This is a genomic window from Robiginitalea sp. SC105 (assembly GCF_014243345.1).
In the GTDB taxonomy this organism is placed as follows: domain Bacteria; phylum Bacteroidota; class Bacteroidia; order Flavobacteriales; family Flavobacteriaceae; genus Robiginitalea.
This window is the reverse complement of the sequence record NZ_JACLZF010000001.1, coordinates 302,531-324,370: the sequence shown is the minus strand read 5'-3', so window position 1 is coordinate 324,370 and position 21,840 is coordinate 302,531. Positions and strand designations below refer to the sequence as shown.

The following is a 21,840-nucleotide window of genomic DNA, read 5'->3' as shown; positions in this document are numbered from 1 at the left end:
CTAATCGAATGAGAACACTTTTTTTGTTTTCCATGCTCCTGCTGGGAATGGGAACCTATGCGCAAACCGTGGTGACGGGGACTGTGACGGATGACAACGGTGAACCGGTTCCCGGGGCGAATATCGTGATCGTCGGAAAGGCCATCGGGACCACTACGGATTTTGACGGAAACTTTTCCCTTGAGACCTCCGAAACCCCTCCCTTTATGCTGCGGATAACCAGTATCGGCTATACCGAAGGAACCGTTCAGGTGCAATCCAGCGGGCAGAACCTTTCCATTACCATTTCCGAGGCACAGACCTTCCTGGATGAAGTGGTGATATCGGCTTCCAGGACCCCGGAACGGATCTTCGAATCTCCCGTAACGGTAGAGCGCTATGGCCTGCAGGATATCGCATCCACGTCGGCGGCCTCATTTTACGATGGTTTGCAAAGTCTGAAAGGCGTGGATATCAATACGAACAGTCTGACTTTCCAGTCCATAAATACCCGTGGGTTTGCCACCTTTGCCAACACGCGGTTCATGCAACTGGTAGACGGGATGGACAATACGGCCCCGGGCCTCAACTTCGTGCTGGGGAACCTGGTGGGGATGTCCGAGCTGGAGGTACAGAGCGTGGAAATCCTGCCCGGAGCGTCCTCCGCACTCTATGGTGCCGGCGCCTTCAACGGGATCCTTTTCATGACGAGTAAAAGCCCCTTTGATTACCAGGGAATCAGCACCTATTTCAAAACAGGTTTTACCCAACAGGATGCGGCCGGCTCCAACCCGTATTACGACTTCGGCATCCGGGCGGCACACGCCTTCAACGACAAACTCGCCATCAAGGCAAACTTTTCTTTCCTGCAGGGGGAGGACTGGCATGCCAACAGCAGGGTGGACCTGGGCAACCCGGGTGCAGACCGTTCCAATCCGGCCTATGACGGCTTGAATGTGTACGGGGATGACTTTACCATCCCGCTTAATTTTGATGTGTTGGCAGGACTTCCTTCCGGGACCCTGGGATCTGCGAATATTTCGAGGACAGGTTATGACGAAGCCGACCTGATCGATAATTATAACGCTCAAAGCGTTAAAACTGATTTTGCGTTACACTACCGGCCCTTTGGGGATGATTTGGAACTCATCTACAATGGCCGGATCGGTCGGGGTAATACCATTTACCAGGGCGCCAGCCGATATGCGATTCGTGACTTCATCATGCAGCAACACCGGATAGAACTGCGCAACAACAATTTCTTCCTGCGCGCCTACATGACTGAAGAAAGTTCGGGAAAGTCCTATGACACCTTTCGTGCCGCCCTCAACGTGAATCGTCGCTGGAAATCGGATAACGATTGGTTCGGGGATTATGCCCGGACCTATATAGGTGCCCGACTTGGAATCGGCACCGGGGTGCAACTCGACGAAGCCACTGCCCACGCTGCGGCCCGGCAGGCAGCTGATCAGGGGCGGTTCCTACCCGGTACTCCTGAATTCCAGAGTGCCTTCAACTCCGTGATCGCAGACGGCAATTTTACCACGGGGGCCAAGTTTATCGACAATACCAAGTTCCGGCACGTCGACGCCAATTACAACTTCAGCCACCTGACTTCGGAATTTGCTGAAATCCAGATTGGCGGTTCTTACCGGGAATATGAGTTGAATTCCAATGGGACCATCTTTACGGATTACGATGGGCCCATTACCTACAATGAATATGGCGCCTACTTGCAGGTGCAGAAAAAACTGCTGGACGAACGCCTGAAATTTACCGGGTCCGTCCGATACGACAAGAACGAGTTTTTTGATGGGTTTTTCTCCCCCAGGCTTTCGCTTCTGAGCATCCTGGGACCCAGGGGTAACCACAACATCCGCGTTTCGGTTCAGAAAGGATTTCGTAACCCGACCACCCAGGACTTGTTTATCGGCCTGAACACCGGGGCGGCAGTGCTGGTAGGTTCTGCCCCGGACAACCTGGACCGGGACATCCGTACCTACGACCTAAGCGCCAGTGGACAGGCACTCACAGGAACCCAGACGGCCCAGGTGGTTGGTCGCGCGGCATACGAAAACGCTTATTCCCTGGCCTCTGTGAATGCAGGGGCGCCTGAGGCGGTTGAAACCCAGTTGGTCAAGCCTGAGGAGATCACGGCCTTTGAGGCTGGTTACCGTGCCCAAATTGGGCGGGTAGCTATCGATATCAATGGGTACTACAACCAGTACAAGAATTTTATTTCGAATACAACCGTGTTGGTTCCGCTTTACGGACAGGCAGGGGATGGGGCACTTTCGCTCCTTGCCCTTCAGAACGGGGATGTTGCTCCCTACCAGACATATACCAATTCGCTGGTGGATATCGAATCCTATGGAGCAAACATCGGGGTGGATATGAAAATTCTGGGCGATTTTGACCTGGGGGTTAATTATACCTATATGAAACAGGAATTTGACCAAGCAGCCAATCCGGATTTCCGGTCAAACTTCAACTCGCCCAACCACAAGGTCAAGGCGTCCTTTGGACATACGGAACTTTTCAAGAATTTCGGGTTTAACGTAAACTACCGCTGGAGCGACACCTATTTCTGGCAGGCCACATTTGCAGATGGCCAAATCCCGGCCTATACCGTGCTGGATGCCCAGGTGAATTATACGATCCCGTCCCTGGATTCCGTCATCAAGGTGGGCGGGTCCAACATCCTCGGGCAGGAGTATTTCTCCGCTGTCGGCGCTGGGGCTGTCGGCTCCATATTTTACGCCGCTATTACCATTAACCCCTGAAGACTGGGGCACAGTTAGGAAGCGCCGGGAGACCGGCGCTTTTTTTATGGGAAAAAGCGGGCCACAGCATTCCTTTTTTTGGAGGAAAAGCATATCTTTGCAGCCGAAAAAACAGCGCCTTACATTAACAGGTAGATAAATAAAACGCAATGGCAAAGCAAGCAGGTAAAGTATCCCAGATTATCGGCCCGGTAATCGATGTTGAATTTCCCTCCGGGGCGGAACTCCCCAGAATTTACGATTCACTGGAGATCAAGCGGGCGGATGGCTCTGTACTGGTACTGGAGGTTCAATCCCACATAGGCGAAAACTCCGTGCGGACCATTTCCATGGACTCTACGGACGGTTTGAGCCGGGGGGTCGAAGCTGTGGCCACCGGGGCCGCTATCCAGATGCCCATCGGGGATGCGGTTTACGGCCGTTTGTTCAATGTGATCGGGGATGCGATCGACGGTCTGGGCAACCTGCCCAAAGCCGGCAAGGATGGCCTGCCCATCCACCGGGAGTCACCCAAGTTCGAAGACCTCTCCACTTCCACGGAAGTCCTCTTTACCGGTATTAAGGTGATCGACCTGATTGAGCCCTATGCCAAAGGAGGAAAGATCGGACTCTTCGGAGGTGCCGGGGTCGGGAAAACCGTACTCATCCAGGAGCTTATTAACAACATCGCCAAGGGCCACGGAGGACTTTCCGTATTTGCCGGTGTCGGGGAGCGGACCCGTGAGGGGAACGACCTGCTGCGCGAAATGCTCGAGTCCGGTATTATCAAATACGGCGACGACTTCCTCCATTCCATGGAAGAAGGCGGCTGGGACCTGAAAAAGGTGGACAAGAAAGCCATGAAGGAATCCAAGGCAACCTTTGTCTTCGGACAGATGAACGAGCCCCCGGGAGCCCGCGCCCGGGTAGCCCTTTCCGGCCTGACCATTGCCGAATACTTCCGCGACGGCGCCGGGGAAGGACAGGGGAAGGACGTACTGTTCTTCGTCGACAACATCTTCCGCTTTACACAGGCTGGTTCCGAGGTTTCCGCCCTTCTGGGACGGATGCCCTCCGCTGTGGGATACCAACCCACCCTGGCCACCGAGATGGGTGCCATGCAGGAGCGGATCACCTCCACAAAACGCGGCTCCATTACTTCGGTTCAGGCGGTTTACGTACCTGCGGATGACTTGACCGACCCGGCACCCGCAACCACTTTTGCCCACCTGGATGCCAACACTGTATTGTCCCGGAAGATTGCCGAGCTGGGGATCTACCCTGCGGTGGACCCGCTGGACTCCACCTCCCGGATCCTCACCCCCGAAATCCTGGGAAAAGAGCATTATGCGTGCGCACAGCGCGTCAAGGAGCTCCTGCAGCGGTATAAGGAATTACAGGATATCATCGCCATCCTCGGGATGGAGGAACTCTCCGAAGAAGACAAACAGGCCGTGGCACGTGCCCGGCGGGTACAGCGTTTCCTGTCCCAGCCCTTCCACGTAGCGGAGCAGTTTACAGGGATCCCAGGGGTATTCGTCGATATCAAGGACGCCATCAAAGGCTTCAACATGATCATGGACGGAAAACTCGACCACCTGCCGGAAGCTGCCTTCAACCTGAAGGGAACCATTGAAGAGGCGATTGAAGCCGGCGAGAAGATGCTGGCCGAAGCCTGATAAGTAAAATTGAGGCCCGACAGGCCGAACATTTGAACCGACAGATATGCATTTAGAAATCGTAAGCCCGGAAGCGACCCTGTTCTCAGGAGAGGTGTCTTCGGTCACCGTACCGGGGATCAATGGGGAGTTCCAGATGCTGGAAAACCATGCGCCTATTGTATCCCTCCTCCAGGAAGGGGAGGTCCGGTTTACCGGGAATACCGGCATTGCCGAAGAATTTTCGGATCGGTTCCGCAAGAGCACGGACGGGAAAACCATCCTGCCTATCCGGAGCGGGACCATCGAGCTGAAGAACAACCGGGTGATCGTACTGGCTGACTAATTCAATCACTATACATTCACAGGGCCCTGCAACCGAAAGGCGGCAGGGCTTTTTTTATTCCCGGATGCGGACCCCAGCGATCCGAGTATACCCCCTATGTAGTATCTTTGGATTATGACTGAATTACCGTCAAAACTCCGGGAAAAGCTCATGGCGAGGGAAAGGGAAGGCAACCTCCGCTCCCTGTCACCAGCTGCTGAAGGGGTGGATTTCTACTCCAACGATTACCTGGGGTTTGCCCGGGAGGATCCCGCTGTTTACCAGGAGGGGTCCAAACGCCGGGGGAGCGGCGGATCCCGCCTAATCAGCGGCAACCACCCGCTTTACGATTCCCTGGAGCAGCGCCTGTGTACGGTCCACCGCTCGGAGGCCGCCCTGGTGTTCAATTCGGGGTACGATGCCAACATCGGCCTGCTTTCTGCGGTTCCCCAGCGGACAGATTACGTTTTTTATGACCAAAGCGTACATGCGAGTATCCGGGACGGATTGGCCCTGGGCCGGGCCCGCACTTTTTCCTTTGCACATAATTCCCTCCAGGGCCTGGAGGAACGCGTTGGCAAGGTCCTTCCGGACGGAGTGCCCCGGGGGGCCGAGGCTTACGTAGTTACCGAATCCGTATTTTCCATGGAAGGGGACAGCCCGGACCTGAAGGCGCTTGCCGCCTATTGTGCCGGACGAGGTTTCCGGCTGCTGGTGGATGAAGCCCATGCAGCCGGTATCATCGGGCCGAAGGGGGAGGGGGTTATTGCCGAATCCGGCCTGGAAGGAGCGGTATTTGCCCGGATCGTGACGTTTGGCAAGGCCTTGGGCCGCCATGGGGCGGCCATATTGTGCCGGCCTGACCTGCGGGAATACCTCGTCAATTTCAGCAGGAGCCTGATCTATACCACGGCCTTGCCGCCGGATACCCTGGAAGGGATCCTGCAGGCCTATGACACCCTGACCGGTGCCGGGGGGGACGAGCGCCGCGCCCGGCTCCGGTCCAATATTGCCTGTTTCCGTGAAAAAGCCGCGGATTTCGGCCTGGCGGGAGGCTTTCACCAGGGTGGGGCGGCGATCCAGACGTTCCGCGTGGGCGACACCGCCAGGGCCGGGGAATTGGGCAGGAAAATCAACGCTGCGGGCTTCCTGGTAAAGCCCATCCTGTACCCTACGGTCCCGAGGGGGATGGAATGCCTGCGGATTTGCCTGCACAGTTTCAATACGGACGATGAAATACAGGGGGTTTTGAGTATCTTGTCCAGGGAATATCAACCCGGAGCCGATGAATAGCCGCTACGTAGTCCTGGAGTCTTTTGAATTGGTGGCGGATGCCGAAATACTCCGCCTGAAGCTCGAATCCGAGGGGATTCCCGTATTCCTGAAGGATGCAAATATCATGCAGGCCCAGCCCTTTACCGCTGCCGCAACCGGCGGGGTCAAGGTGATGGTGGAGAAGGAGGACTTTTTACGCGCCAATGCTGTATACGACGGACTCCGGCGCTTTGCCCTCGACAAACACGGAAACCCGGTGGTCTGCCCGAATTGCAAGGCCGCCCGGAGTGAGCGCCATTTTATGCGCAAAACACTCAGGGACAAGCTCTTCCCCTTTCTGGAACCCCCTAAATATCGCTGCACCCAATGCGGGATGATAACGAAGGGCCATTCGTGAACCGTCTGTTCGTCACCGGGATTTCCACCGGGGTCGGCAAGACCCTGGCGGCCGCCATCCTGGTGGAGGCCTTGCAGGCCGATTACTGGAAACCCATACAGGCCGGCGACCTGGATGCATCGGACAGCCACACGGTTCGGGACCTTATCAGCAATGCAAAAACGGTGATCCACCCCAACGCCTATGCGCTCCGCACGCCGATGAGCCCGCACGCCGCGGCCGAAATTGACAACATCCGCATCGACCTGAAGGAAATCAAAACACCCGACACCCGGAACACCCTGGTCATCGAAGGGGCCGGGGGGCTGTTGGTCCCCCTGAACGGGCAGGACACGATCTGCGACCTGATTGAACCGGGGTACAGGGTAATCGTGGTATCCCGCCATTACCTGGGCAGCATCAACCACACGCTGATGACCCTGGAATGCCTGGAACGCCGGGGCCTGGAGCCCTTCCTGATCTTCAGCGGGGACCCCCACCCGAGTACGGAATCGATCATACTTCAAAAAACAGGTGTGCAGGTACTGGGGCGCATCGAGGAGTTGCAGGAGGTTTCCCCCGCACAGGTCCGGCGTGTTGCAACTTCGTTTATGCCTGCCCTCCGGTCTTACAACCTCTTGTAGATGACGGCCCGCCCCAGGACGGTATCCTGTTGGTAATACACCTGCAGGTAGCTCATAACCGAGGCATTTGCCTCCATGTGCGACCTGTTAAAAACGGTTTTCCCCTCACGGCAGATGACAAAATCCGGGCGGAATTCCCCCAGCAGGAAATCGATTTCCGCCTCGGGGGTACGCCTGTTTATGGGCATATAGGGATAGAGGGCGGGGCGGCAGATATTGCTCGGGTGGGTAGCTGCCGGGCTGGGGGGAAGCGTATCCAGCAACCAGTAGCCGATATGGTATTCAAAAAAGAGCACCCGCCCGGGGTCACCGTAATGCTTCACCAGGTAGCGGGGGACATCGATGCCCTCCCCATTGTAAAGCGTTCCCTTCTCCCGGTAATTGGCAGCGACAGCCCCGTATTCCAGGTAGGATTCAACAGGGACTACCAGCAACAGCACCAGGCTCAGGCCGCAAAGGGTTTCGGGTATCCGGCTTCCAAGCCGGGACAACACCCCGAACAGGACCACCAGGAACAAGGGGTAGAATTGCAACAGGTAATGGCCATTGAGTTTCCCGCCCGAGATAAAGGAAAGCAGGATTCCCGCCAGGAGGGCCGTAAGTAACCCGTTGCCTGGAAGCCCGGGGTCCAGCCAGCGCCGTTTCCAGGCCAGCCACAGCCCTGCAGCTACCAGCGCATAAAAGGGAAGCTGGCCAAATGAAAGGCCTTCCTGTTCCCCCGAATAGGCCAGGGGGGCCTGCACCACCGCTCCCCACCACAGTTCCGGTTGCCCCGAGAGCCGGTAAGGCAGCAGGGTGAGGAAAACCACCAGGGTGCCCCCGATGACCAGGAGGCCAAGACGGGCCCATTCCCGTCGGTCCCGGTTTTGCCAGGCCCTGCCGGCAAGGTACACCCCGGCCACCACCAGGGCAACGGCCAGGTTGCTTTTGGCAAGGACCGTCAGTCCGAGCAACAGGCCGGCCACAAAATAACCCCGGGCCGTTTTCCGGTAGATCAGCTGCCATACGGCCGGAAGCATGAAGGCCATGCTTAGGTGTTCCGACATCACCCCCTGCACACTGCCAAAGAGGCTCATCAGGAACAAGCAGAGCAACCCGGCCGGGAAACCTGCCGTTTTCCCATACAGGGAAGACCCGATGCGATAGGTGGAGTAGGCGATGGCGGTGACCGCCAGCAACCCGAGGGCCCGAATGGCGATAAAGCTTTTGCCAAACAACCAGATAGGTCCGGCAAACAACAGGAATACCAGGGGGGGTTTCAGGTCCCAGAGTTCCGTATAGGGCAGGTGTCCCTCCACCAGGGACTGGGCAACCAGGATAAAGGTGCTCTCGTCCCGGTCGATGTAGTCCCGGAAGAAAAAGGGCAGCCTGATCAGGAAGGAGGCTGTCAGGAAATACAGAAAAATCACGTGTCCCCGGGCCTGGGTGACGTGTCGGCCAACCCGGAGGATCATCCTTTGAAACATAGGGCTAGTTCCGATTATTTCTCATCTTTGCAAGATAGAAAATCAACCTTAGTTCCTTCCGGCATGCGGCACAATCTTTCCCAGCGAGACGCAAAGCACATCTGGCACCCGCTCACCCAGCACAAGACGCACGCCAAATCGCATGCCTTGTCACGGGCCAGCGGTGTCTACCTGTACGATACGGAGGGAAAGGCCTACATCGACGCAATCTCCTCCTGGTATACCGCAGTTTACGGCCACTGTAACGACCGGATCACCGGACCGGTTGCGGCGCAGATGCAGCAACTGGACCAGGTGGTTTTCAGCGGGTTTACCCATGAACCGGCCGTGCGGTTGTCCGAGAAGCTGATCGCCCGCCTGCCGGGAAACCAGGAGAAACTGTTTTTTTCGGAGAATGGCTCCACCGCCGTGGAGGTCGCCATCAAGATGGCCCTGCAGTACCACCACAACCTCGGTGCCCCGCGACCGGTGCTCCTGGCATTTGAGTCTGGATTCCACGGGGATACGTTCGGGGCGCTCTCGGTTTCGGGCCTCTCTGTCTACAACGGGCCTTTTGAAGGGATGGCCCTCGAAGTGCGTCGCATCCCGGTCCCCCGGGATGCCGCTGCTACCGAAAGCCTGCACGCCCTGGAACGCGTATTGGAGGAGGCGCCCGTCGCCGGGTTTATCTATGAGCCGCTGGTACAGGGAGCTGCCGCCATGAAGACCCATGACCCGGAGGGCCTGGGGAAGATCCTCCTACGGGTCCGGGAATCCGGGGCACTGCTCATTGCCGATGAGGTCATGACGGGTTTTGGCAAAACGGGGACCTTTTTTGCCTCCGAGCAACTCCCGTTAAGCCCGGACCTGATCTGCCTGTCCAAGGCGCTGACGGCCGGTTTGCTGCCCATGGGGATCACCAGTTGTTCTGCCGCGGTATTCGGGGCCTTTTACAGTGATTCCATCGAAAAGGGTTTTTTCCACGGGCATACCTATACGGCGAACCCGCTGGCCTGTAGCGCCGCCCTGGCTGCCCTGGAATTGCTTGAAACCGCTGAAATGCAGCAAAATATTGCGCGTATTACCGCTTCCCACGCGGAATTTGCCCGGAAGGTCAGCCAGCACCCCCGCGTAAGGGAAGCCCGGCATATAGGCGTCATTTTTGCGATGGACCTGGCCGTTGAAGGGGAGCGGTACGGGAACCTCCGGGATACGCTTTACAGCTTTTTCATGGACCGCGGGGTGTATCTGCGGCCCCTTGGGAATACGGTGTACATCCTGCCCCCTTATGTCATAACAAACGAAGAACTCCAAAAGCTGTACCAGGCGCTGGAGGAGGTTCTGGAATTCATCCGATAACCCCATGGCCCCGCTGGAAATTTCAATTACGGCAATAGGAACGGTTTCACCCCTGGGGTTTGGGGCGGATTGCAGTTGGCAGGCATACCGGGATCCGGGCCACTACCTGACCCGCGGGGCGTTCCCAGGGGACCCGGCCTGGGCGGGGCAACTCCCGGACGTTGTCGGGGAGGCCCTTTCGGATCTTACAGGATCCCGTCCGGAGTACGCCGCCCTGGACCGCAGCGTCCTCCTGGCCATCCTGGCCAGCCGGATTGCGGTAAAGCAGGCGGGCTGGGGACGGGATGAAAAATTTGGCGTAAATATCGGCTCATCCCGGGGTGCCACCGGCCTGTTCGAACGGTATTTCGGGGAGTATTCCCAATCGGGGCGGGTCCCTTCCCTTGCATCGCCCAGCACCACCCTTGGAAACATTGCCTCCTGGGTGGCGCAGGACCTGGGCACATCAGGCCCCGGCCTGTCCCATTCCATTACCTGTTCCACCGCCCTTCACGCACTCCTGAACGGGGTGGCCTGGCTTCGTTCCGGCATGGCGCCCCGGTTCCTCTGCGGGGGGAGCGAGGCCCCGCTCACGGGGTTTACCCTGGCTCAGATGCAGGCCCTCAAGATCTACAGCAGGGAGGAAACCGGCTTTCCCTGCCTTTCCCTGGACCCTTCAAAAACCAACAACAGCATGGTCCTTGGTGAAGGGGCCGGGTCTGTTTGCCTGGAACCAGGTATCCACCCGCGGTCGCTGGCCACCATCCGTGGGGTGGGCTATGCCACGGAGAAACTGAAACACGCCGTTTCCCTTTCGGCAGATGCGGCCTGCCTGCAGGAATCCATGCGCCTCGCCCTCGGGGATTTGCCGGCAGGGGAAGTGGATGTGGTGATTGCGCATGCCCCCGGAACCCGAAAAGGGGACCTGGCAGAATTGCGTGCAATCGAGGCCGTGTTCGGGGCGGAAATGCCTGCGGTAACCTCCAATAAATGGAAAATAGGGCATACCCTTGGGGCTTCCGGGGTCCTGAGCCTGGAGCTCGCCGTGGGGATGCTCCTCAACCAGGAATTTATTGGCATTCCCTTCCTGGAAGGTGCCAAAAGGCCCGGTCGCCTGGACTATATACTCGTAAATGCCGTCGGCTTCGGGGGCAATGCGGTAAGCATCCTGCTGGAGCGCGCCAAAATACAGGCACAGACCCTGTCCTGATTCCGGAATTGGAGGTTCCCGGGGGATAGCCTATTTTTGATACCACTAAGCGTAATATATATGAGTGCGATCCGAAACGACTGGACCCGGGAAGAAATACTTGAAGTCTACAACCGCCCCCTCATGGAGCTCCTTTACGAAGCGGCCGGGGTACACAGAATGCACCATGACCCGAATACGGTTCAGGTTTCCACCCTGTTGTCCATCAAGACGGGTGGATGCCCCGAGGACTGCGGATATTGTCCCCAGGCGGCCAGGTACCACACGGATATCGAAGGCAACGAGCTGATGAGCGTCAGCCAGGTCAAAGCCCAGGCGCTCCGGGCAAAGGCTTCCGGCAGTTCCCGTGTGTGCATGGGGGCTGCGTGGAGGAACGTCAAGGACGGCCCGGAGTTCGATAACGTGCTCGAGATGGTCCGGACCATCAACAAACTGGATATGGAGGTTTGCTGTACGCTCGGCATGCTTACCGAAAACCAGGCCCGGCGCCTTGCCGAGGCCGGGCTGTATGCCTATAACCACAACCTCGATACTTCGGAAGACTATTACAAGGATGTCATCTCGACCCGGGCTTTTGAAGACCGGTTAGAAACCATCGGGAATGTCCGGAAGACCAATGTCACCGTTTGCAGCGGCGGGATCATCGGGATGGGGGAAGGCGTGGAAGACCGCGCCGGCATGTTGGTTGCCCTGAGCACGCTCAGCCCGCAACCGGAATCCGTGCCGATCAATGCACTGGTGGCCGTACCCGGCACCCCCATGGAGGAGATGGAACCCGTGTCCATATGGGAAATGGTCCGGATGGTTGCGACTACCCGGATCGTGATGCCGGAAACCCAGGTCCGCCTCTCTGCGGGCCGTACCCAAATGAGTCCTGAAGGCCAGGCCCTGTGTTTCTTTGCGGGGGCCAACAGCATTTTTGCAGGGGATAAATTGCTGACCACGCCCAATCCCGATGTGGCGGAGGATATGGAACTCTTCAGGCAACTCGGGCTGCAGCCCCAGAAACCCTTTGTCAAGAAGGCCCAGCCCCGGACGGTGGAAGCCGCCGAATCCGAATTGGAACCCCTGGGCGAAAAACCCCGCTGGAGCCGACCGGGTCATACCATCCCCCGGAACCAGGAGGCCCGTGCCGGCAAAAAGCAATAAGCAGTTCTGCCTTTCGGGAATAATCCTGCGGAGAAATTGCAGGGATTATTACCTTTAGGTTGCTAAAATCAAAGCGAGGTGTACCTACAGCACGTACAACGGGTAACTACGATCTCCAAAGAGGCGTTCCTCAGCGATTTCTTCAGGACGCAGACCCCGGTGGTCATTGAAAAGGCCATAGAGGATTGGCCGGCCTATAAGAAGTGGAACCTGGACTACATCCGGGAAGTTGCCGGTGACCTGACCGTCCCCCTGTATGACGACCGGCCGGTAGACCACAAGGACGGGTTCAACGAACCCCATGCAAAAATGCGCATGGCCGACTATATCGACCTGCTCCGGCGGGAACCCACCCGGTACCGGATCTTCCTGTGGAATATCCTTCGGGAGGTACCCCGGCTGCAGGAGGATTTTGAGTATCCCGACTTCGGGTTGCGCCTGATGAAGAGCCTGCCCATGTTGTTTTTCGGGGGGCAGGATTCCTACACCTTCATGCACTACGACATCGACCTGGCCAACATTTTCCATTTCCATTTTGAGGGCCGGAAGGAATGCATCCTGTTTTCCCAGTCGGAAAACAAGTACCTCTACCGGGTGCCCCATTCCCTGATCACCCACGAAAGCATCGACTTTTCGGCCCCGGACCTTTCCCAGTGGCCGGCACTCCGCTATGTCAACGGGTACCGCGCGGAACTGCAGCACGGGGAGGTGCTCTATATCCCGGAGGGGTACTGGCATTATATGCGCTATATCACCCCCGGGTTTTCAATGAGCCTGAGGGCGATTGCCCGGAACCCCAAAAACCTGAGCAAGGCCCTGTACAATATTTTTATCATGCGGCATTACGATACCATGATGCGGAAGATCCAGGGTCAGCAGTGGATCGAGCGGAAGAATGAGCAGGCGATTTCCCGCACCAATAAACACCTTGGGGGCATTTGAATCGCTAATAGGCACCACGTCAAGCCATAGGGTCAAATCCGGTAGGAGAACCGTCCCCCCATCAAGGGCCCGACAGGGTTTTCCCATTCAGGAATTCATAGATCCAATCTGAAGCCCATCCCCGGTAATACAGGTAGTTGTATAATTTTTGCTGTATTTCGGCTGGTGGTTTCCCTTGGAGCGATTCCAGCCGTTTTTCCGCGAGGTGCTGAAATTGGGCACGGTATTCGGGTTCGGAAAAGGACCCCAGGGCCCTGCGGATCAGGAAATCGGAAATCCCCCGCATTTTCAGTTCCCTTCGGATCCGGTTCTGCCCCCAGGACTTCTGCCGGAACTTCCCGCGGGTAAAGGCCATGGCAAACCGCTCCTCGCTGAGGAAATTCCCCTGGATCAGGTGAACGACAATCTGGTCGATGGCTTCAGGGATCATCCGCATCTCCCGCAATTTATCCACTACGTCCTGGTGGCATCGTTCCTGGTAGGCACAATAGCGCTCCATGCGCCGGGTGGCGTCTTCCACCGTGTAGTTTTTCCTTCCGAATTGCCCCATGGTCAGTTTATGGGGTAGGTTACCGTCAGGGATCCGGAGGTGCTGAATGCACGGTAGGCACCGTCGGTAGCCTGTTCCATTCCCCCCCCTTCCACCACGGAATTTGCTGCCTGTTCGGCGCTCAGTGGGATCTCCAGTTCCCAGCCGGAGGTTTGTGTTACCTGCAGGGTGGCCTGCTCCCCGTTTACTTCCCGGTAATAGACGGAAATGGAATTGCCGGCAACCTGCACGTGCTCCAGGGAAGCTTCCTTCCAGGCCCCTGGCATTTGGGGGGCAATCCTGATTTTGCGCTCCGATGCCATCGGTTGGATGCCGAAGAACTGTTCCACGACGGGAACGGCAAATGAATAGATATTCCACGCCTGTGCAATCATGCCGTAATCGGGGGAAACCTCGTACATGCTCCCGGGCAGCGCAAAGCTGAAGCTCCGCGTCATGCGACGGAGGTAATCCAGGGCGCGGTCGGGCCGGCCGTAGTTGTTTTCCGCCACGGCAAGCACCCCGGTGGGCAAAGTCATTACCGCCCCGGTATAGGAGAAGGCCTTGCTGCCCCGGAAAGATCCCGCATCGGATCCGGCCGTTTCATCCCGGTCGATGCCGGTAACAAAAACACCGAACGGGTTGGTGAATTTCCGGGCCGTTTCCAGGGCCCGTAAAGCCCGGGCCGAATCTGCAATGCCCATTTCCATGGGGGTATTCACCACCCAGTTATGGTGAAGCACAAATGGCCGCACCCCGGTTGCAGGGTTTCCCCTGAGGGATTCACGGGTAGCTTCGAGTTCAGCTACTGCCCAGGGTTTGTCCAGGGTGTCCGCACGGACAATCGCATCTTCGATCAGGCGCAGCGCCTGTTGGTCAGTCCCCCGGAAGTCCGCATAGGAATTGTTCGGCTCCGACCAGAAGTCCGAATTGATGCGATCCTTCAGCTGCCCCGCCTTGGTGGAATACCTTTCGGACAATTCGCTTTCTCCCAGGACGGCCGCGATTTTCGAGGCGTGTTCGAAGGCCGCCTGCGTATAGGCGGCCACGTCGATCATTTCGCTGTCCAGCCCGTGAATCTCCATCATCCCGAACCCATCCGGGAAGCCGTTCCCGTCGGCATCGTTCTCGCGGAGCAGCCAGTCCAGCCCCTGCCGGATCGTCGGGAAATACGCCCTGAGGAATTCCCGGTCGCCGCTCCAGCGGTAAACATGCCAGACCAGGGAGGCGAACTGGGGGGTCTCGTTGATATTGCCGGGGTTGAAAACCGCGCCGTTGGTGGACATTTCGTGCAGGATACGCCCGTTGCCGTTCACGGCCCGGGAAACGCTGTCCAGCAACCGGATGGTTTCGAAAACAACCGCGTCCTGGCCGACAGCCATATACCCCCGGAGGGCGTATTCGCTGTCCACCCCGAACCACCAGGGGTAATCCGGGATGCCGGCGGTGATGCCCGTCCCGATCCCCGGCACCGTTTGCACCATCCAGTCCGAATTGTATTTAAGCCATTCAAAGGCCTCCTGCAGGTCCTTGTCCGGGATGGTCAGCTTACTAAGTGCTGCCAGGCCCTCGTACCGGTCGCGTTTCCCGACGAGCAGGGTGGGTGCATCCTCCAGGACTTTTTTCCAAACCTGGCCGGCCAGTGCGGCAGAGGTGTCTGAGCCGCCAATGGCAAAGCGGATCCTTTGCGACCCTTTGGCTGGTATTTCCAGGGAATAGCGCAGGCCCGCGGTAACCCCGTTGCCCTTGTACCCATTGTCGGTCCTGGGGGACAGGGACTCCCGGGGAGCCCGGTCGGCCCCCCAGGTGACAAACCAGGGCTGGCCGGCATCCCGGGCGGTCCAGGTACCCTCTTCCGGATCGAAGGAGGCAGAATCCGGGCCATCGGTCATGCCCGTGCGTTCCCCGAGCCAGGTAGGCCTGAGGTCGGCGGCCCCGAAAAAGTCGAATTCCAGTTGCAGGGGTTCGGGACCCGGATTCTCAAACACGTATTCCAGGGCAACGCCGGGCAGGTCGTCCGGGGAAAATTGCACGCGGCGGACCACCAGGGGTTGCCCCTTCCATTCCCACCGGTGGCTGTTTGCCATGGGATAATTGACAAAAAGGGTCGAATCGGGTTTGGGGAGTAATTGGCCGCCAACGCGGATTTCCGTGTGGAACCCGTCCATAAGCTTGACGGGATGCATCCAGATGCCGCCCATTTCCCCCGGGATATGCCAGCCGATCTCGGGAAAGGAACCGTCCTGGTGGCCTACCATATAGGCCCGGTTCCCCGGGGTCACATACGGGCTTTCCAGGTATGCCAGTTTCCCGCTGATGGCGGGGCTGTTTTTCAGGAGGTCGCCAAAGGAGTCCGGTTCCCCGGGTTCCCCCGGAGCGCAACCTCCCAGTATGGCCAGTGCGAGGAAAGGGATGATTCGGATGGTTTGCATGTTGCCGGTATGGTGAATTATTCCCTGTAAATGTAGGCATTCCCTAAAAAAGCCGCACGGGGTGAAACGACCCATCAGGACAAAAAAAAACAGCCGCTGGAATGGCGGCTGTTTTGTCTATGCTTCCTGAGCTTCCTCCAAGGGAGCCCCGTCTTTATCTGTAAAGCGGTACTCCAGATAGGAATAGGCGTCCCGGGGCTGAATCTTGATCCACTTCTTGAATTCCAGAAACCATTTGGAACGTATGGAAGGGAACCCTTTGGTCAGATAGGCGGCGATAAAGGGATGGGCATTCAGGGTGATTGCCTTTTCCTTGCCTTCGCCTTTGAGGACGCGCTCCAGTTCATCGCTGATTTTCTCGATCAGCACGATGGGCGCTTCCACTTCCTCCCCTTTACCGCTGGGATCCACCTCGGTGGTCTTGATGTTCACCTCGGGGCGTACCCGTTGGCGGGTGATCTGTACCAAACCGAATTTGCTCGGAGGCAAAATCTTGTGTTTGGCGCGGTCGTCCTTCATTTCATCCCGTAACTGGTTGTACAGTTTCTTGCGGTGGTCCGGGCGGACCATGTCGATGAAGTCGATCACAATGATCCCCCCCATATCCCGCAGCCTGAGCTGGCGGGCCACCTCCGAAGCGGCGATGAGGTTGACTTCAAGGGCCGTATCTTCCTGATTTTTGGCTTTTGTGGAGCGGTTGCCGCTGTTCACGTCGATGACGTGCAGGGCTTCAGTATGCTCGATAACCAGGTAGGCCCCTTTGCTCATGGACGCGGTGCGTCCGAAAGAGGTCTTTATCTGGCGCTCTATTCCGAATTTTTCGAAAATAGGCACGTTGGAAGCGTACAACTTTACGATGGATTCTTTGTCTGGGGCGATTTCGTGTACATAATCCTTGATCTGGTTATACAGCGTTTCATCATCCACGTGGATTCCGCTGAAGGAATCGTTGAAGACGTCGCGCAGGATCGAAGAGGCGCGGTTTAATTCCACCAACACCTTGGAGGGGGTGGACGCCCGGTTGATTTTCTTGCACATCGATATCCATTTGGACATCAGATTCTCGAGATCCTTATCCAGCTCCGCTACTTTTTTGCCTTCCGCAACAGTCCGGATGATTACGCCAAACCCTTTGGGCTTGATGCTTTGTACCAGCCTTTTGAGGCGGTCTTTTTCCTCCTTGCTGCCGATCTTCTGCGACACGGATACCCGGTCGGAGAAGGGAACCAGAATAAGGTACCGTCCTGCTATGGAAAGTTCAGAGCTGATACGGGGTCCTTTGGTAGAGATAGGCTCCTTGACGATTTGCACCAGCATGGTTTGATTCGGCTTGACAACATCCTTGATGCTGCCATTCTTGTCGATATCTTTTTCCAATGGAAAATTCTTGAGGGAAAAGTCCTTCATCCTTCCGGAACGGGCCATCTTTAAGAATTTCAGCATACTTTTCAGCTGAGGGCCGAGGTCGTGATAGTGAAGGAATGCATCCTTCTCATACCCCACGTTTACAAAGGCTGCATTGAGCCCGGTAACCGGTTTCCGGATTTTGGCGAGCATAATGTCGCCAACGTTGAATTTGTGATCGTCTTCATCCTGGTGAAGCTCGATGAGTTTCCCATTTTTAAGCAAGGCAAAATCGACGGAATTGGAATTGGATCTTACGATTAATTCTCTATTCACCTGATTAATTTTTATTTCGCGGCCCGGCAAACCGGACCCGAAAGATTAAACAATAATAATTGCAGGTTATATCGTAAACCCGTCGAAATCCCGATAGGAATTTCTATGTCAATGAACGTATCTAAAATGAAAAAGTAGTGCTAGGACTACTTTTTCTTATGGCGGTTAGCTCTCCTGCGCTTTTTACGCTTGTGGGTTGCTACCTTATGTCTCTTTCTTTTCTTACCACTCGGCATAACTACTTCTTAACGATTCTTATTTAACCTGCACGTTGCTCTTCACGCCTTCTACGAAGACCTTTGCCGGTTTGAATGCCGGGATGTTGTGGGCAGGAATCTTGATGGTTGTGTTCTTGGAAATATTGCGACCGGTTTTTTCTGCACGGGTCTTGATGATGAAGCTTCCAAATCCTCTCAGATAAACATTGTCACCATTCTCCAGAGATGATTTCACTTCTTCCATAAAGCTCTCTACGGTAGCTTGTACATCTCCTTTTTCCATTCCCAGCTTCTCTGAGATTTTTGATACGATATCCGCTTTGGTCATTTTGAAATAATTAACTGTAGGTTTTCAGGGTTGCAAATATATAAATATTATTGAATCTTTCGGCCAACGAATTAATTTTAAGTACTTAAACCAGATAGGCTTGCAAGCATCCCCGGGGCACCCCGATTTTTCAGACAGGATATTGGAATGGTACCGCATCCACAAAAGGGAGTTGCCCTGGAGGGGAACCCGGGACCCCTACCGGGTCTGGCTGTCGGAGATCATCCTCCAGCAGACCCGTGTGGCCCAGGGGACGCCCTATTATTTGAGTTTCTGCGAACGGTTTCCAACTGTGGCGGACCTGGCCGATGCGTCGGAGGAGGAAGTGCTCAAGCTCTGGCAGGGGCTGGGTTATTATTCCAGGGCCCGGAACCTTCATGCAACCGCCAAAACGGTAGCCTTTGAAATGGACGGGCAATTCCCGGACAGTTATGAAGGGTTGCGGGCCCTCCGGGGGGTAGGACCCTATACCGCCGCCGCCATTGCCTCCATTTGCTTTGACCTGCCCCATCCGGTGGTGGACGGCAATGTCTATCGCGTCCTGGGTCGTTATTTTGATATTCCCCTGCCCATGGATACAGGCCCCGGACGCAGGTATTTCGACACGCTGGCCCGGGAAGTGATGGATTCCTCCCGGATCGGGACGTACAACCAGGCCCTGATGGAATTCGGGGCCCTGCAATGTGTTCCCACAAACCCGGACTGCGGGAACTGCCCCCTGGGGGATTCCTGTGGTGCCCGTGCTTCCGGTACCGTGGCAGACCGTCCTGTAAAACAGGGCAGGACAACCGTTCGCAAACGGTATTTCCACTATATCGTTCCGCTGGACGCCTCCTTGCGGACGATTTTGTCCCGCAGGGATGGTCCGGGGATCTGGCGGGGGCTCTACGAGTTCCCGCTGCTGGAGCAGCAACAGGACCCAACCCGGGAGGAAATCGACAGGTTGCTCCGGGAACACTGCGGGCCGGGCCCGGCCGAGGTGCACCGGACGGTCCGGTTCAACGATTCCCCTCTGGTGCACAAGCTGTCCCACCAGCACCTGTACACCACCTTCTGGATCGCCCACACCGGCCCCCTGCCGGACCATGCCCTGGCCCTGCCCGAAACGGAACGGTTGCCGGTTCCCGTGCTTATTTCTGATTTTATGGATACGGCTAAAAATTCGTACTTTTGAGCCAAGAGAAAAGATATGAGCGGAACACTGAATAAAGTGATGCTGATCGGGCATCTGGGCGATGAAGTGAAGTTGCATTATTTTGAAGGCGGCAACTGCATCGGCCGTTTTCCCATCGCCACCAACGAATCCTATACGAACCGTCAGACGGGCGAGAAAGTCACCAATACCGAATGGCACAATATCGTGGTTCGGAACAAGGCGGCCGAAGTCTGCGAGAAATACCTGAGCAAGGGCGACCTGATCTATGTGGAAGGCCGGCTCAAGACCCGCCAGTGGCAGGGTGAGGACGGCAATACCCGGTATACAACCGAGATACAGGCTACGGATTTTACCTTCCTCTCAAACCGGAATGACCCGACCGGGCCTCCCCAGGGCACTGCGCCCTCGCGGGAGACGTCCGCAGGCCAGGGTTCCCAGGGCGGACAGCGGCCGGCCCCGGTGGATACCCCCGAAGAGGAGGACGACCTTCCGTTTTAAATAACCTAATCGACGCTATTGGACCCTGAACCCCTAAGTGCGGTAATCCTACAGATCGGCACAGACGTGCTGCTGATTTCCAAACTCGTCCTGTTGTTGGTTCTGCTGGGAGGGTCTGCGCTTATTTCAGGGGCCGAGGTGGCCTTTTTCGGGTTGTCCCAGACCGAGCGCAACGCCTTCCGTGATTCGGGCAGTACCCAGGGCAACATCGTTTTCCGCCAGCTGAAAAAACCCAAGAAACTCCTGGCCACCATCCTGATCGCCAACAATGCGATCAATATTGGGATCGTCCTGCTCCTGACCAATGTGGGCGAAACCCTGTTTGCCGGGGTGGACCAGGTCTACCTCGGGTTTATCTCGCTCCGCTTTGTCCTGGAAATCGTGCTGGCGACTTTCCTGATCCTGCTTTTCGGGGAAATCCTGCCCAAGGTATACGCCAACCGGAACCGCCAGGCCTTTGCCCTGCGAATGGCCTATCCCATCAAGGCGCTGGATATCCTTTTTACCCCCCTGACCACCCCCATGCGCTCCGGCACCATCCTCTTGTACAGGCGCCTGGGCAAACAAAAATCAAACCTGAGCGTTGACCACCTTTCCCAGGCCCTGGAGCTGACCTCCGAAGGCGACACGACCCGGGAGGAGCAGAAAATACTCCAGGGGATCGTCTCCTTCGGCAATACGGATACCAAACAGGTCATGCGGCCCCGGATCGACATATTTGCGCTGAACGAGGGGATGAAGTTCCCGGAAGTCCTCGATGAGATCAAGAAGAATGGCTATTCGCGCATCCCGGTATTTTCGGAAAACCTGGACAACGTACTGGGCGTGCTCTACGTGAAGGACCTGCTTCCCTACCTGGACCGGAAGACTTTTAACTGGATTACCCTGATACGCGAACCTTTCTTTGTGCCGGAAAACAAAAAGCTGGACGACCTGCTCCTGGAATTCCAGAGCAAGAAGAACCACCTGGCGGTAGTGGTGGACGAGTTCGGCGGGACATCGGGCATTGTGACCCTGGAGGATGTGATCGAGGAGATTGTGGGGGATATCAGCGATGAATTTGACGACGAGGACCTGGTCTATTCCAAGCTCGATGAGCTGAACTATGTCTTTGAGGGGAAGACCAACCTGAAAGATTTTTACCGGGTGGCCCGCATTAAGGACCCGGAGCCGTTTGAACAGCAAAAGGGCGAATCGGAAACCATTGCCGGCTTTGTGCTGGAAATTGCAGGCAACTTCCCCAAACGGGGGGAGTCTGTGGTATTCAACAATTACCGGTTCCTGGTGGAAAGCGTGGATAAAAAGCGATTAAAACAGATAAAAATTACCTTGCCGGATGAAGCTTAAATGGATGCCGTTGACCGTTTTTTCCCTGATATTGCTGGGGGGTTGCGGGGAGGAAACCCTGCCGAAACCCAAGGCCATGCTCCGGCTCGAATACCCCCGGAAAGCCTACAGGGTGCTCGAATCGGAATGCCCATACGAGTTTGAATACAACCAGATGGCTGTGGAAGACCTGAAGGAAGGCTGTAACCTGGTCCTGGATTACCCGCAGATGAAGGGATCCATCTTCATTTCCTATAAACCGGTAACAGACAACCTGCGGTCCCTGTTGTCGGACGCCCAGAAACTGTCTTACGAACATGTGGTAAAGGCGGATAATATCGTGGAACAACCCTACATCAACCCGGACCATGGGGTATACGGCATGTTTTACGAGGTGCGTGGCGACGCTGCCTCCCAGTCCCAGTTTTACGTAACCGACAGCACCGATCATTTTGTGATAGGGTCCCTGTACTTCGATGCCAATCCCAACTACGATTCCATCCTCCCGGCAGCCGTGTACCTCCAGCAGGATATCCGGCGTATCATGGAAAGCCTGAGATGGAAATAGCC

The 21,840-nt window shown here is 56.5% G+C and carries 19 protein-coding genes; 14 read left to right on the top strand and 5 right to left on the bottom strand.

Translation table 11 applies throughout. The annotated features are described in order from the left end of the window. Positions 1-8 precede the first annotated feature (8 nt). The 6 genes from H7F20_RS01415 to bioD all read left to right on the top strand — a co-directional run bounded on the left by H7F20_RS01415 (position 9) and on the right by bioD (position 7,019). The gene (locus tag H7F20_RS01415) at positions 9-2,762 is read left to right on the top strand and encodes a TonB-dependent receptor domain-containing protein (protein ID WP_185784366.1); all 2,754 of its coding nucleotides are present in this window, start codon (positions 9-11) and stop codon (positions 2,760-2,762) included. A 149-nt stretch (positions 2,763-2,911) separates the two neighbouring features. After that, the gene (gene atpD, locus H7F20_RS01410) at positions 2,912-4,420 is read left to right on the top strand and encodes a F0F1 ATP synthase subunit beta (protein WP_185784365.1); all 1,509 of its coding nucleotides are present in this window, start codon (positions 2,912-2,914) and stop codon (positions 4,418-4,420) included. Between the two features lie 46 nt (positions 4,421-4,466). Further along, entirely contained in the window at positions 4,467-4,745 is a 279-nt protein-coding gene (locus H7F20_RS01405; protein WP_185784364.1) for a F0F1 ATP synthase subunit epsilon, read from the top strand. A 114-nt stretch (positions 4,746-4,859) separates the two neighbouring features. Beyond that, positions 4,860-6,017: an aminotransferase class I/II-fold pyridoxal phosphate-dependent enzyme gene (locus H7F20_RS01400; RefSeq protein ID WP_185784363.1), complete on the top strand. Its 1,158-nt coding sequence runs from the start codon at positions 4,860-4,862 to the stop codon at positions 6,015-6,017. Beyond that, a complete protein-coding gene (locus tag H7F20_RS01395) occupies positions 6,010-6,396 on the top strand; it encodes a DUF2007 domain-containing protein (RefSeq protein ID WP_185784362.1) in 387 nt (128 codons plus the stop codon). Before H7F20_RS01400 ends, H7F20_RS01395 begins: the two co-directional genes overlap by 8 nt. Beyond that, positions 6,366-7,019 carry a dethiobiotin synthase gene (gene bioD / locus H7F20_RS01390; protein WP_185784361.1) on the top strand — a complete coding sequence of 218 codons (654 nt, stop codon included), beginning with the start codon at positions 6,366-6,368 and terminating at the stop codon, positions 7,017-7,019. The genes H7F20_RS01395 and bioD overlap by 31 nt, the downstream gene beginning before the upstream one ends. On the opposite strand, the gene H7F20_RS01385 is transcribed toward bioD, so the two are convergent. Next, positions 7,004-8,485 (bottom strand): glycosyltransferase family 39 protein, encoded by a 1,482-nt coding sequence (locus H7F20_RS01385; RefSeq protein WP_185784360.1) that lies wholly within the window; start codon positions 8,483-8,485, stop codon positions 7,004-7,006. The two genes, bioD and H7F20_RS01385, sit on opposite strands and share 16 nt — an antisense overlap. 63 nt (positions 8,486-8,548) lie before the next feature. Between H7F20_RS01385 and bioA the strand changes: the two genes are divergently transcribed. The 4 genes from bioA to H7F20_RS01365 all read left to right on the top strand — a co-directional run bounded on the left by bioA (position 8,549) and on the right by H7F20_RS01365 (position 13,103). Then, positions 8,549-9,823, top strand: a complete 1,275-nt coding sequence (gene bioA, locus H7F20_RS01380; RefSeq protein ID WP_185784359.1) for an adenosylmethionine--8-amino-7-oxononanoate transaminase — start codon at positions 8,549-8,551, stop codon at positions 9,821-9,823. 4 nt (positions 9,824-9,827) lie between these two features. Continuing rightward, positions 9,828-11,012, top strand: coding sequence for a beta-ketoacyl synthase N-terminal-like domain-containing protein (locus H7F20_RS01375; protein ID WP_185784358.1), 1,185 nt, complete (start codon positions 9,828-9,830; stop codon positions 11,010-11,012). Between the two features lie 60 nt (positions 11,013-11,072). Next, positions 11,073-12,161, top strand: a complete 1,089-nt coding sequence (gene bioB, locus H7F20_RS01370; RefSeq protein ID WP_185784357.1) for a biotin synthase BioB — start codon at positions 11,073-11,075, stop codon at positions 12,159-12,161. A gap of 78 nt (positions 12,162-12,239) precedes the next feature. Next, positions 12,240-13,103, top strand: coding sequence for a cupin-like domain-containing protein (locus H7F20_RS01365; protein ID WP_185784356.1), 864 nt, complete (start codon positions 12,240-12,242; stop codon positions 13,101-13,103). Positions 13,104-13,164: 61 nt separating this feature from the next. Here H7F20_RS01365 and H7F20_RS01360 read toward each other — a convergent pair whose 3' ends face one another. The 4 genes from H7F20_RS01360 to H7F20_RS01345 form a co-directional block, all read right to left on the bottom strand. Then, entirely contained in the window at positions 13,165-13,653 is a 489-nt protein-coding gene (locus H7F20_RS01360) for a regulatory protein RecX (protein ID WP_185784355.1), read from the bottom strand. 2 nt (positions 13,654-13,655) lie between these two features. After that, positions 13,656-16,064, bottom strand: a complete 2,409-nt coding sequence (locus H7F20_RS01355) for an amylo-alpha-1,6-glucosidase (protein ID WP_185784354.1) — start codon at positions 16,062-16,064, stop codon at positions 13,656-13,658. Between the two features lie 117 nt (positions 16,065-16,181). After that, a complete protein-coding gene (locus H7F20_RS01350; RefSeq protein ID WP_185784353.1) occupies positions 16,182-17,744 on the bottom strand; it encodes a ribonuclease E/G in 1,563 nt (520 codons plus the stop codon). A gap of 255 nt (positions 17,745-17,999) precedes the next feature. Then, positions 18,000-18,290: an HU family DNA-binding protein gene (locus tag H7F20_RS01345; protein WP_185784352.1), complete on the bottom strand. Its 291-nt coding sequence runs from the start codon at positions 18,288-18,290 to the stop codon at positions 18,000-18,002. Between the two features lie 100 nt (positions 18,291-18,390). On the opposite strand from H7F20_RS01345, the gene mutY reads away from it, so the two are divergent. From mutY to gldD, 4 genes are read left to right on the top strand one after another with little or no spacing between them, the layout of a single operon-like run. Next, entirely contained in the window at positions 18,391-19,464 is a 1,074-nt protein-coding gene (gene mutY, locus H7F20_RS01340; RefSeq protein WP_185784351.1) for an A/G-specific adenine glycosylase, read from the top strand. Between the two features lie 15 nt (positions 19,465-19,479). Continuing rightward, positions 19,480-19,944, top strand: coding sequence for a single-stranded DNA-binding protein (locus tag H7F20_RS01335; protein ID WP_185784350.1), 465 nt, complete (start codon positions 19,480-19,482; stop codon positions 19,942-19,944). 18 nt (positions 19,945-19,962) lie between these two features. Beyond that, positions 19,963-21,291 (top strand): gliding motility-associated protein GldE, encoded by a 1,329-nt coding sequence (locus H7F20_RS01330; protein WP_185784349.1) that lies wholly within the window; start codon positions 19,963-19,965, stop codon positions 21,289-21,291. Beyond that, positions 21,281-21,838: a gliding motility lipoprotein GldD gene (gene gldD / locus H7F20_RS01325; RefSeq protein ID WP_185784348.1), complete on the top strand. Its 558-nt coding sequence runs from the start codon at positions 21,281-21,283 to the stop codon at positions 21,836-21,838. The genes H7F20_RS01330 and gldD overlap by 11 nt, the downstream gene beginning before the upstream one ends. The last annotated feature ends 2 nt before the right edge of the window (positions 21,839-21,840 follow it).